7 protein-coding genes and 1 pseudogene are annotated in these 13559 nt (G+C 48.0%); 6 read left to right on the top strand and 2 right to left on the bottom strand.

The genetic code is table 11. The features are described 5' to 3' along the window. Window positions 1–90: 90 nt before the first annotated feature. From ABEW34_RS23475 to ABEW34_RS23485, 3 genes are all read left to right on the top strand, one after another. Window positions 91–3159 carry an ATP-binding protein gene (locus ABEW34_RS23475; protein ID WP_430161892.1) on the top strand — a complete coding sequence of 1023 codons (3069 nt, stop codon included), beginning with the start codon at window positions 91–93 and terminating at the stop codon, window positions 3157–3159. Between the two features lie 78 nt (window positions 3160–3237). Continuing rightward, on the top strand, window positions 3238–3399 hold the full coding sequence (locus ABEW34_RS23480) for an S-layer homology domain-containing protein (protein ID WP_430161956.1): 162 nt from the start codon (window positions 3238–3240) through the stop codon (window positions 3397–3399). A 308-nt stretch (window positions 3400–3707) separates the two neighbouring features. Beyond that, the gene (locus ABEW34_RS23485; protein WP_430161894.1) at window positions 3708–4049 is read left to right on the top strand and encodes a winged helix-turn-helix transcriptional regulator; all 342 of its coding nucleotides are present in this window, start codon (window positions 3708–3710) and stop codon (window positions 4047–4049) included. Here the strand turns inward: ABEW34_RS23485 and ABEW34_RS23490 are convergent. After that, a pseudogene (locus ABEW34_RS23490) lies at window positions 4005–4334 on the bottom strand (NAD-dependent epimerase/dehydratase family protein); the annotation flags it as partial. The gene ABEW34_RS23485 and the pseudogene ABEW34_RS23490 overlap by 45 nt on opposite strands. 233 nt (window positions 4335–4567) lie before the next feature. Here ABEW34_RS23490 and ABEW34_RS23495 point away from each other — a divergent pair. Further along, complete coding sequence (locus ABEW34_RS23495) at window positions 4568–5032, top strand: phage tail protein (RefSeq protein ID WP_430161896.1); 465 nt, start codon at window positions 4568–4570, stop codon at window positions 5030–5032. A 137-nt stretch (window positions 5033–5169) separates the two neighbouring features. On the opposite strand, the gene ABEW34_RS23500 is transcribed toward ABEW34_RS23495, so the two are convergent. Beyond that, window positions 5170–6063, bottom strand: a complete 894-nt coding sequence (locus ABEW34_RS23500; protein ID WP_430161898.1) for an alpha/beta hydrolase — start codon at window positions 6061–6063, stop codon at window positions 5170–5172. 509 nt (window positions 6064–6572) lie between these two features. On the opposite strand from ABEW34_RS23500, the gene ABEW34_RS23505 reads away from it, so the two are divergent. Together ABEW34_RS23505 and ABEW34_RS23510 are read left to right on the top strand one after the other, a co-directional pair. After that, window positions 6573–9671: a BTAD domain-containing putative transcriptional regulator gene (locus tag ABEW34_RS23505; RefSeq protein ID WP_430161900.1), complete on the top strand. Its 3099-nt coding sequence runs from the start codon at window positions 6573–6575 to the stop codon at window positions 9669–9671. Window positions 9672–9866: 195 nt separating this feature from the next. Then, the gene (locus ABEW34_RS23510) at window positions 9867–13313 is read left to right on the top strand and encodes an S-layer homology domain-containing protein (RefSeq protein WP_430161902.1); all 3447 of its coding nucleotides are present in this window, start codon (window positions 9867–9869) and stop codon (window positions 13311–13313) included. Window positions 13314–13559 lie beyond the last annotated feature (246 nt).

Genomic DNA, 13559 nt, shown 5'->3' on the forward strand with positions numbered 1-13559 from the left:
GCGATTATCAGCATATGTTCCATTTTTCAAGAATTATATAGTTATAATCAAAGGGATTTCCTGGTTCTTGTCGAAATAGGTTGGATTATGATGACAAAACGAAAAGTGGTCCTTATTACAGGGTCAATCTTTATCACCTTAATCCTGATTCGAATCATTTGGGCTTTTCTTCTGACGTCACCGGATCACCCTCATGCGGTTCGGGGCGAATTGGATTTGCGCGGCTTCGAATTCACCGATAATCACACGATTACACTAGACGGAGAGTGGGAGTTTTATCCCGGCAAGTTTGTGAAACAAAACGAGTCAAGCACAACCTCATCCCGAGAAGGGAGGATGTTCATTGCGGTTCCTGGAAAATGGGATTCGTTATTATCCGCGAACAACTCGCCATATGGCTATGGCTCTTACCGTCTGCGCGTCAAGGTGGACCCGGATAACGAGCTAGCCTATGGCATCCGCGTTCCGAATGTGGCTACATCGTCCGAGTTATACGTAAACGGTCGTCTAGTGGCAAAGAATGGGCAACCGGCAAAGATCAAACTGCAGTATAGAGCCCGAAGCACGCCCTATACTGCTATTTTCAAGGCCGATACTGACGAAATTGATATTGTCGTACATGCCGCGAATTATGACAACAGCATAAGAGGCGGTGTGACCGGATCGATCAAGTTCGGCAGTGAACGAGCGGTGAAAAAAGAAGTAGGGTTTTCCGTTAGCATGCAGATAGTCGTATTTGTCGTTCTGATGATTCATGCCTTGTATGCCTTGATTCTGTACGTGATCGGAACACGGAATAAATCATTGATCAGCTTTTTTATGCTCGTTGTTAGTACTATTGTCATGACACTGCTCGACGACGATAAACTTTTGCTGGTATGGCTGCCAGCCCTCAGCTACGAGTGGTCCATTAAACTCATCCTTCTGTCCTTTATTGGAGTAGGCGTATTCCTGCTGCAGTTTGCCAAAAGTCTCTTGCCGGAGCATGAGGAGAACAGGGTGTTCCGATGGTTCCCCTTGCTCTGTGAGATTGCTGCACTGGCCATTGTACTAGTGCCAGCGGGATACGCGCTGAGCGCATTGGCTGTCATTTACACCATAGATTTGATAGCTTGTTTGTACTTTCTGATGTTCTCGCTGCGTACAGCCCTGATAAGCGATAAGAATGCCATTTATTTGGTCTTTGGTCTAACCTGCATTTTGACTAATATTATTGGAGGTTATCTTAAGGGTCCGCTCGTTATGGGTTATTATCCGATCGACCTAATCATTGCGTTCCTCGCTTTTGCGTCTTTCTGGTTCAAACGTTATTTCCACGTTACCGCCCAAACGGCAAAGCTCGCCGAGCAGCTGCTGAAAGTGGACAAGCTGAAAGACGATTTCCTGGCAAACACCTCCCATGAACTGCGAAATCCGCTGCACGGCATACTTAACATCGCCCAAACCGTTATGGATACCGAAATTAATGATAAAGATGATAAAAACAGAGAGAACATGAAGCTGCTTATTTCTGTAGGCAAGCGAATGTCATACATGCTTAACGATTTGCTGGACATGAGACGACTTCAAGAAAATGGGGTTCGCCTGCATATAGGGATTGTCAGCGTTCAGGGAGTCGTATCCGGTGTAACCGATATGCTGCGTTTCATGACGGAAGGCAAGCCGGTTCGTATCGTCAACGACATTCCGGCCCACTTCCCTAGTATCATGGCCGATGAAAACCGGCTTACGCAAATTTTGTTCAACCTGCTTCACAATGCGGTGAAATATACAGATCAAGGACAAATCACAATAAAGGCTGAGGTGAAGGACGGTAAGGCTAATATTGTCGTCGCCGACACCGGCATGGGGATAGATCTGGAGACACAGCATAGGATGTTTGCGCCCTACGAGCAGGGGGACTCTGGCATAACGGCGATTGGAAATGGGCTCGGGCTCGGGTTAAGCATATGCAAGCAGCTGGTGGAGCTGCATGGAAGCATGTTGGAGGTTAGCTCCATTCCGGGCCAAGGTACAGTATTCAGTCTGGCCTTGCCGTTCTCCGATGTATCGAGCAGGCAAAGCGAGACTGCAATGACTGCACCGATAACAGCCGTTACTGCTTCCTCGGGACCTCGCGTCGACATTGCCAAACTGGAATCGGCGGCCGTTACGGATGGGCCAAACATTCTGGTCATAGATAATGATGCCGTCAATTTAAATATATTGAGCAATCTCCTTGCTTCAGAAAAGTATAATGTCGTCACAGCTGTAAGTGGATCTGAAGCACTTGCCATTCTGGATACCAGAGAATGGGACTTGATCATTACTGACATTATGATGCCGCATATGTCTGGGTATGAATTGTCACGTTTTATTCGTGAGCGATTTTCCGTTTCGGAGCTGCCCATCTTGCTCCTGACCGCTCGTAGCAGACCGGAAGATATAGATATGGGATTCTTGTCTGGCGCCAACGATTACGTGACGAAGCCGGTTGATTCGATGGAATTGAAGTCCAGGGTGCGGGCATTAACTGAATTGAAGCAATCGGTGCGTGAAAGGCTGCGAATGGAAGCAGCATGGCTTCAGGCCCAAATCCAACCGCATTTTCTTTATAATACGCTCCATTCAATAGCCGCTCTCAGCGAAACCGATAATGATAAAATGAGTACGTTGCTTGAAGCGTTCGGCCACTACTTGCGGGCAAGCTTCGATTTTCGGAATTTGGAGCGGCTCGTTTCACTTGATCAGGAGCTTGGTCTTGTCCGCTCATATCTGTATATCGAAAAGGAACGTTTTGAGGATAGATTAAACATTCACTGGGAGGTCGACTCAAGGCTTCATGTGCAAGTCCCCCCGCTCAGCATCCAGCCTCTTGTCGAAAACGCAATACGACACGGACTGCTAAGTCGTGATGAAGGTAGAGAGATTCATATCCGAATTATTGAAAAAGAACATGGTGCGGAAATTTCGGTTGCAGATAACGGTTTAGGTATGGATGAGGAAACGGTGAGGCGCATCCTGGACAATCGGCTGGAAGGAAGGGCGGGAATCGGCTTGTCCAATACGAATCGGCGATTGAAACAAATATACGGCAAAGGATTGCAAATTCGAAGTGTACCGGGCCAAGGCAAAATTATCAGTTTTGTAGTACCAAAAATTAGGGGGAAGAACGGCTAAACCTAAATCCGTAAATGGATCAAACATAGATATAAGAACACTCGCTAACACTAGCGTTAAGAACAAGTAGCTTCGGAACTGGCTGGATACAAGGATGCGCCAGACGTATCTGCTTGGGCCAAAGCAGACGTTGCCCAACTGATCATAGCGGAAATTATTCAAGGTAATGGCCCAGAGGTGCTCAGTCCGAATACACCAATGACGCGTGCGGAGGTCACATGGCAAGAATGTTGGAAATAACGGACATTATTGATAAGTAATATTGTAGATCATATAATTAATACATCTATTTTTGCCGTTAGATCCGTTTAGCTGAACCGTATCGCACTCTACGAAGCAGAATTTGAGTTGTTTGGGCGAGAGTATTGTAGTAGTTGGGGTCCCTATGTCCCGAATAATGAACGATGATGTCCCCATCAGGAACTCCGCATAAAGTAATGCTATTGGAAAAACCATAAAATTTAGATGGGCAAATTTAACATACTATCCGCGAAAGTGGCGAAGTAACAGAGAGATTGCAAAGTAAAGCGCTGGGAGGCGAACTGAGGTTGCAGGAATCAGATAAAACTTACAACACTGCGGTGGAAGCCACTCTTGAAGTGATCGGAGGTAAGTGGAAGCCGGTCATTTTGTTTCACCTCTTGTTCGGTAAAAGGCGCAATGGCGAGCTGATGCACCTGATGCCTGCTGTAACGCAAAAAGTGCTAACCCAGCAGTTAATGGAACTTGTGAAGGATGGAATAGTGTCTCGTATTTCTTATAACCAAGTACCGCCGAAAGTCGAGTATGAGTTGACGGAGTATGGCTGGGGCCTGAAAGATATCCTTCATCTCATGTGCAGATGGGGCGATCGGTTCGATTGCATTGACCACGTTCACAAGCATGGTTAAGTTGGGTGGAACCAGTTCGGCCCAAGTAGGGCGATCTTGATAAGCAGCGTAGAAGATATGGGTGACTTCGGATAAATTGCCCAGCTTCTCTCGGGCATCCTCTTCATTAAGGAGATCGATTGCCACATACCGCACCTGGCGGGAGTCCCCTCCGCCACGTCGAGAAACTCCAATAATATCCCATTCGGGGAGCGTCATCAAATATTCGATGAGATTCCGTCCGATTACTCCGTTAGCTCCAATGACAAGAGCGGTTTTACATGATTTGGTTTCATCTGGTTTCATAGTGTTTTCCTCCTCTTGTTATAATGGCTATTATGAGATAGAAGAGGGAATTTGAGTAGTACGCACTTTGAACTCATATAAGCACTTGAAAGTAACGTAGGGCATAGAAGCTACTGAAAGCGCTTAGGCTAAGACTTGGTAGGCAAAAATTGCTGTTACAGATAGCGCGTAGAACGGTATCATAAATAACAGCAAGTCTTTTTGGAAATAATAAAATAAAAGGAGAGATGGAAATGTCCTATATCGTTGATTTTAACAATGTGTCTACCGTTGGTTTAGAGTCTTCACCAGTAGTAGAAGCGCTTGCTGGATTGCGTGCTAATGAAGCCCGTTACTTCATGAACAAATACAAGCATGAATTTACGGTTGTACAAGCTAGTGAAAGCCAAGATACTCTTGATTATGTAAACCGAATTTTGAAAGAAGAACGTGATATTGAGTTTGCGGCCAAACCATTAGAAACGTCACAGTTCCAAGTGGAAAATATCAAATTTGCCTATGTCTTCTATGAGGATGGTCTTGCGATTAACGTCATGTATACAGTTGATGACCCTAAGAAGCGGGCTGTTGGCTTTAAGCTTTCTGAGGGGATGGAGGTGCCAAAGGAGTTAGAAGAGAAGTTTAAGTTTGCCAGGCAGAAGTCTAAGCTAGCTGGAACCATTCGGGGTTCGTTTTTTGTAATTAAAAAAGAATATTAAGAGAGCAAAGTAGCGGATACGCAAAAAAAGCTGGACGGAAAACAAAACGGTTTTCGTCCAGCTTTCACTTAAAGGGCTTACAAAGCAGTCCTATAGGCTTATGCCACGTAAGAGGTGCGCAATCGCAATCGTATTAATTACTTAAAGATGCGTTGCGAAAATTGATACAGTCCGCTGCTCCAAACTTTCCCTTCATGTCCGCCCACATCTAGATACCACATGTGCGGGACATTCATGGTGTTCAGGCTATTATGGAAGTTTTGGCTGATCCACAGCAGGCCGTCCGATGCGCCGCATGATAGCCAAAGCAGCTTCAGTTGGCTGGCAACCTGAAGCGGATTGGAAATGAGCTGCGATGCCGATTTCGTATTAGGAGCAGATGAGAACGCGCCAATCCAAGCGAATTTGTTTAGATGGGTAAGTCCAAAGTTCAGTGTTTGTCCGCCTCCCATCGATAAGCCGGCTAAAGCGCGATTCTGCCGATTTGTATACACCGGAAAATGGGAGTCGATGTATGGAATGAGATCATTGATCAGATCGAACTCAAATTTTTCGAAGGCGGCTACCTTGTCCGGAGCATAAATATCACCTATTGGACGATCATCCCACATTGCGCGGCCGTTCGGGAATACTACAATCATCGGCTCCAGTTTGTTCTCAGCGTACAGGTTGTCGAGAATATTCCTCGGATTCATATTATTGAGCCATTCATTTTGATCCCCGCCAATGCCGTGCAGCAAGTAGAGGACGTTATAGGTTTTTGAAGTTGAATAGCCTGGAGGCGTGTACACCATCGCATTTCTCGACTTGCCTACTGTTGAGGAATAATAGGAAATCTGCTGCACGTTCCCGTGCGGAATATTTGGGCGGTAATTGGTATATCCCTGCGGAGCAGGGATTACAGGTCCGCTTGTAGCCGTGAGAGCAGAGCTGCTCTGGTTTTGTGTCTGTGACGCAGCATAAGACATCGTCGGCACCATCAACGCAGTGACCAAAGCCAAACTAAGAATGCGAGATAAGGTTTTCTTCATTTCAATGATCCTCCTTGAATAAATTTGTGAATTCTCTTGGCCTTGCTAGTTCGAGTGGACCCTAATTCACTCTGTTTTGTTACTCTCTTAGAAGCTACTCTCCTTTTACTATTTGATTGTAAACCCCTTCAATATGGATTGGCCTCCCCCTCTCTCGACACGTAGCAGCATCCAAACTTGATAATCAAAGCAATGCTCAGTCATAAATGTAAACGCATTCAAGGTGATGGTACCATATTTAGAATATTATGTAAATCGTAATTTTCACAAATATTTACTAGATATACTTGAAACTTCATGGGGCGAACCGTACCATCCAAAAGGTGAAATGGTTGGCTAAATATTTTAACAGCAGCAACAGCGTTAAGCATGTAGGATTATGTTTGTTATTGTCGAAATAGTAATCATTCGAAATCGACTGTCGTTGTAAGAGGGTGTTACAAAATCTAAATGAAAGCTGTCTTCGGATCTGTAGAGTGGATATAGAATTTATCGTGGAGGGTTTCCAGTTGATTGTTCAAACGAAGCTATTTATACCTCATGTACATAACCCTTTAGTGCTTCGACCTAGGCTGATACGCATGCTCGATGGGGGTCTGGAAGCCAAGCTGACGCTGATTACTGCTTCGGCTGGTTACGGGAAGACGACGGCGTTAAGCGAATGGGCGAGACAAATTGGTGTTCCCGTAGCTTGGGTATCGCTGGATAAACAGGACGATGCCTGGATTCCCTTTTGGAGCTGTGTAACGGCTTCGATTCAGGAGAAGGTTCCCGGTTTCGCCCAAACGGTTGGGCCGCTTCTGGAAAAAGGGCCCTCGGCGTCTTCTGTGTCCTTGGAGCCTGTAATCTCAGCCATGCTGAATGCGCTGGATCAACACTCCGGCGAGCTGGCGATTGTTCTGGACGACTACCATCTCATCGAGCATCCCGATATTCAGAAGTCATTGACTTATATGTTGGAGCACATGCCTTCTCATATTCATCTCTATATCGCGAGCCGTACCGAGCTCTCCATTCCAACCGCAAGGCTGCTGGCCAAAGGAGAAATGCTGCGAATTACGGTACAGGATTTGCGGTTTCATATGGAAGAAGGGCTGATATTCTTCCGAGATACGACGGATTTGTCGCTATCCGGGGAGCAAGTGGCGGAGCTATTCAATCAGACAGAAGGCTGGATCAGCGGATTGCAGCTCGCAGCGCTTACGTTGAAGAGCAGCGTTAACATCGCGGAATCCATAAGGCAATTCAGTGGTCATCAGCATTATATTTCCAATTACTTGTTCGAGGAAGTATTCCGTGATCTTCCAGAAGACATGTGCACTTTTTTGCTCCAGACATCTATTTTAAGCCGCATGAATAATTCCCTATGCCAAGCCGTTACGGGGCATTCGAGCAGTCAGGCTTATTTGGAAAAATTAGAGCAGTTGAATTTGTTTACGATCCCGCTGGACGATCATAGGCACTGGTTCCGTTATCACCCATTATTGTCCGATTTTTTGCAGAGGCAGTTTTCCCGAACAGCTCCCGAGCTATGGGCGCAAGCCCATGTTCGTGCGGCGCAGTGGCAGGAGTCTCACGGCTTTGAGGAGGAGGCAGTCGAGCATTACTTGGAGGGGCGTCAGTACGATGACGTCGTTCGGATAATCGAAAAAAATCTTCAAGATTTTCTGCATAAAAAGGCTGAAAAAGTAAGCGGATGGGTTTTGCAATTGCCGGAAAGCGTCCTTTCAAAGAGGCCCATGGTCGAAATGTTTTATTTATCCTTCTTAATCGGTATTCGGCAGTGGGAACCAGCCGCTCGAAAAATAGAGCAGGCGAAAATCCGCTATGAAGCCATGCGAGGGAGCATGGACGACGCGGAATGGAAACAGATAATGGGCAACATGTACTTCTTGTGTGCAAGCGCGAGTTATTTTCAAAAGGATTTGGAGGGGATATCAAAATATTTTGCGCTGTCGGAGTGCGTTGCGCCCGAAGGCAGTCTGTTTGAATCCATGGGGGATAACAAATATTACGGTTACGATGAATTTGATGATCATATGTCCTATATTAACGATTATCATGCGGCCGCCGCATTTATGATCAAGTGGATTCAACATTGGGGACAATGTAAAACCCATCCGTCTGCCGCCATATTTCAAGCTTCTTACAGTACAGTGCTCTATGAATGGAACCGTTTGGAGGAAGCCGAAGCTCTTATTGATCAGTTGTTGAAGCCGAGTGGCAAGAAATACAATACGCGGAGCTTGTTGCAGATATACGTCAGCGCCTCGAGAATTCAGCAAGCGTCGGGAAATCAGGAACGGGCTCTAGAGCTGCTAGAGGAGCTGAAATTGCGGATCGAATCACCTGAATATGGACGGTTTTTGCGGAAAATTGAAGCGGAGCAGGCTTGTTTGGCTGTGCGGCAACGGTCCATGCCATATGCACTCGAATGGTTGGAACGGTGCGGGATAGCTGCTGCGGATGAATTATCGCTTAATGGTGTAGCTGAGTATATGGCATTGGCGAGAGTGCTTGCTGCATGCGGGCGCACGGACGAAGCTATATTTTTATCGGAAGCCTTGCAGCGGTTGTTCTGGAAGGAGGATCGGCTTCGGGATCGCATTAAAATGGTTATCCTGCAAAGCGTGACGCTGTATCACACCGATCAAACGCAGAAGGCGCTCAGCATGCTGGACACCGCTTTACGCTTGGCAGAGCCGGAAGGATTCATTCGCAGCTTTGCGGATGAAGGGCATGTCATGGTGGAGATGCTGTCCGCCTATTTTGGAGCGCATCAGGAGCACCGTCCAGAGCGAGTATCTTCGGTTTTGCCGGGTTATGCAAATCGCTTGCTTCAGACCTTGAACAATCCGCATGAGCAATCAAAAACACCGATGAGTATCGAAGTGCGCTGCTTTGGCCGATTCCATGTGCGTACGGGGCAAGCAGATAAAGACGAAATCAAATGGCGCACCTCCAAAACAAAGGAGCTTATGGCGTATCTTATCCACCATAGAGGAGAACCCATTGATAAGTATCGAATCATAGATGCTTTATGGAGCGATTTTGATGCAAAACGGGCAGTCGCTCAGTTAAACACGACGGTACACTATCTTCGGAAGCAGTTGGAGAGTGCCGGGTTAAACGGCAGCATCCATTATGTCAAAGGCTATTACAAGTTGGAGATGAATCGTTTGGACTGCGATTACGATGCATTTCGTCGATTGGTATCAGGCGGTATCCCGATTGCGACTGAGGAGGTCAAAGCCTATGAAAAAGAGCTGGCGAACGTCTATCTTACGGGCTATCTGGAAGACAGCGCTTTTACGTGGGCTGAGCAGGCGCGAAGCCGTCTGGAAAGCGAATACGTAGGTCTTTTGCTACAGATTCATGAGCATTACGTACAGGAAAAGGAATTTTCTGCTGCCAGCGCGATCTTGAAAAGGGCGCTTGCATGCGACCCGTTCAACGAGAGCCTGCATACGAAGCTGATTCGCGTCTATGTGCTTGCCGACGACCGCATCTCGGCAAAGAAGCAATATGATTGGCTGCATCATATGCTTCAAACCGAGTTTGGAGTAGAGGTCGGGAAGGAAGCCAAGCAATGGATGGACATTCATTAGACCATTAAAGTCGCTATCGAAAGCATTAGCGCGTATCCGATGCCCCTTATCGACAAGGGATTCGGATGCGCGCTCTTTTTTTTGACGAAATTTAGCGATTTCTGTTGAGTGTTTGTTGAGTCTTTGCAAAGTGACTCATTGCTATTATTTAGAAGGAGATTGAATCCTGTTGAAGGAAGAAAGGGAGAAACCGCAATGAAACGTTACTTATCTCTGGTTTTGGCAATGCTCTTAGTAGCGGGTCTCATGCCCGCGTATAATTCCGCGTATGCGTCAACTGCGCTGGACAACTGGGCGGCGAGAACATCAGGCTCTACGGACACGATGTATGGAGTCGCTTACGGCAATGGTGTGTTCGTGGCAGGAGGAGACAAGATCGTCACCTCTACCGACGGCGTAACGTGGAGCACCGTGACTTCTCCTCCGGGTTTTTCGTTCTTGGCGAGCGTCAGCTACGGTGGCGGCTTGTTTATCGGAGTCGGCTGGTCGGGCAATTTGTTCACTTCTCCGGACGGTACTACGTGGACGGGGCGGACTTCAGGCACATCAAGCGTGCTTCGGGATGCCGTATACGGGAACAATTTGTACGTAGTTGTAGGGGATAATGGGTACATTCTAACATCCACGGATGGCGCAACCTGGACGAGTCGGGCTTCCAGCACCTCGTATGCGCTTAATCGCATCACTTACGGCAATGGAAAGTATATGGCGGTAGGTGATCAGGGTACAATTGTCACTTCGACAGACGGAATTAACTGGGCAAGCAGCACCTCTGGCACGACTAATCAGCTTTACGGTGCCGCTTACGGCAATGGGGTATTCGTAGCGACGGGGTATGAGGAGCTTATTCTGACTTCTGCGGACGGCGTGACCTGGACGCAGCGTCAAAGAATACCAGGGACAGATCCGATGTTCCCGATTGCTTATGGATATTATCGGGCCATGTATGATAACGGCCTATTTATTGTGGTAGGACAGTCGGGCAAATTGCTAAGCTCTTCCGATGGCATCAACTGGACGAGTCATAACAGCGGTTACTCGGGATGGTTATGGGGTTTGGCAGCTGGCGCTGGCACCTACTTAGTGACCGGTGGTCAGGGGATGATCCGGCAAACAGCGGCGATGACAAACGCCGAAGCGCCGAGCATCAGCGGACAGCCAGCGGATCAAACGGCGAACGTTGGGGATACGAGCCCGACGCTGTCCGTCACCGCGACGGTGAGTGATGGCGGTATGCTGAGCTATCAGTGGTACAGCAATACGACTGACAGTAACAGTGGCGGCACGCTGATTGACGATGCGACGAATGCGACGTATGCGGTGCCGACAGCTAGCGCAGGTACAACGTATTACTACGTCGTTGTGACGAATACGAACAATGGCGTGAACGGTGTGCAAGCAGCCTCAACTGCGAGCAGCCCTGCGGCAGTAACCGTAAATGAGCTAGTAAACGCCGAAGCGCCGAGCATCAGCGGCCAGCCAGCGGATCAGACGGCGAACGTTGGGGATACGAGCCCAACGCTGTCCGTCACTGCTTCGGTAAGCGATGGCGGTGCGCTGAGCTACCAGTGGTACAGCAATACGACAAGCAGTAACAGTGGCGGCACGCTGATTGACGATGCGACGGACGCCGAGTACGAAGCGCCGACGGCAAGCGCCGGTACAACGTATTACTACGTCGTTGTGACGAATACGAACAATAGCGTGAACGGTGTGAAAGCAGCCTCAACCACGAGCGCCCCTGCGCCGGTCACCGTAAATGCGCTGGTAAACGCCGAAGCGCCGAGCATCAGCGGCCAGCCAGCGGATCAGACGGCGAACGTTGGGGATACGAGCCCAACGCTATCCGTCACTGCTTCGGTAAGCGATGGCGGTGCGCTGAGCTATCAGTGGTACAGCAATACGACCAACAGCAACAGTGGCGGCACGCTGATTGACGATGCGACGGACGCTGAGTACGAAGCGCCGACGGCAAGCGCCAGTACAACGTATTACTACGTCGTCGTGACGAATACGAACAATAGCGTGAACGGAACAAAGACGGCGATAGCCACAAGCGGAGTCGCTAAGGTAACGGTGAACATGCCACTGACCTTTACCGTTAGCTTCGACAGCAGCGGAGGCTCGTCGGTTAGCAGCCAGACGGTGAGTGATAATGGCATAGCGACGGAGCCAAGCTCTCCAACGAAGGCAGGCTATACATTCGCAGGCTGGTACAGCGACAGCAGCTTTACCCATGCTTTCGATTTCAATACAACCATTACCGAAAATACACTGCTATATGCGAAATGGGAGTCGGCGGAGACATTGCTGTCTAACCTGTCAACAGCTGAAGGAGCTTTGACCCCGGTATTTTCAGCAGCGGAATTTGACTATCGCATTGATGTAGCGAATACCGTCACGAGCCTCCATCTGGCTTTGACCAAAGGAGACTCGAATCAATCCCTTGTGGTAACGGGCGCACAATATGCGTCGGTAACGGACAATGTATATTCTTATTACGCCTCAAATCTGAGCATTGGATTAAATCAGATTCAAATTGAGGTAACAGCAGAAAATGGTACAGCAAAAACCTATACGCTGTCCGTGAATCGCGCGAGCAGTGAAAATGCAGATCTGAGCGAATTAACGCTGTCAAGCGGCTCTCTAACACCAGTCTTTACATCCGAAGCTACTTCGTACAACGTTAGTGTAGGCAATAGTATAACCAGTACGACTGCAACGGCAAGCGTATCCGATAGCCATGCAACAATAACGGTGAATGGGACAGTGACCGCAAGCGGTCAAGCCAGCCAAGCGATTGCTCTTAACGTAGGCAGTAATGTTATCAGCATCCTTGTGACGGCGCAAGACGGCACAACGAAGCTTTACACGGTAACGGTAACGCGGGCAGGAGCATCCACTTCGACTAGTGGCGGCAGCGGGAACGGAACAACGTCAAGCCCCGTCGTTATACCGCCAACGCCAAGCCCGACTCCAATTGATTCAAAGGTTAATGCTTTCCGTTCAGAGGTGATTAATGAGGAGGCCCTAATCAAAGCTGTCAGCGACTCAATCGCTGCCGCTAAGGATGAGAATGTCTCTTTTAGTGACAGCTCCAATCATTGGGGAAATAAGTCGATCTCTATAGCGGTGAAGCTGGGTATTGTCGACGGCTATCAGGATGGCATGTTCCGCCCTGATGAATCGGTGACGAGAGCGGAGTTCGCGGCGATGATTTTCCGTGCTTTTGCACTAAAAACAGATAGCCAGACTTCCATCTCCTTTCACGATACAGCCTCAAGCTGGGCATCCCCCTACATTAACACCCTAGCTGCCAAGGGAATTGTAAATGGATATGCAGATGGAAGCTTTAAACCGGATGGAACGATTACCCGTGCGGAAATGGTAGCGATATTAGCGCGTCTGCTTGATCTGGGCAAGCTGTCAGCAGGTGATCCCGCTAGCTTTGAAGATGTTAACAGCAGTTATTGGGCCAAGGATGTTATTGAGCAGGCCTCCGCTGCCCATCTGATTCAAGGTGTATCTGCCCATACCTTTGAACCTAATAGCAGCGGCTCTCGCGCCGAAGCCTTAACGATCATCATCCGTGCTTTGGAGAGCAACAGCTCGATTAAGGAATTGATTCAAGGAATGGAATAGCCTACTCGCATGAGTGAAGGCGCAGCAGGATAAATAATTCCAAGTCGTTTTCTGAAAACTCATATCCCCCAATCATGAGTAAATATCCCCCTTATCCCCCAATTGGGGGATATTTTTTTGAAGGTTAGCGAGATTAATTCACTTTCATAAGCATCGTTTAGAAACCGCTCGCTCATCCTATTATTGAAACAATAACATTCAAATGGATGTGGCCCATAATTTTGAAGTTACAGGCTGCATAGGGAA

It is taken from the genome of Paenibacillus algorifonticola, from assembly GCF_050481745.1.
Classification (GTDB): Bacteria; Bacillota; Bacilli; order Paenibacillales; family Paenibacillaceae; genus Pristimantibacillus; species Pristimantibacillus algorifonticola_A.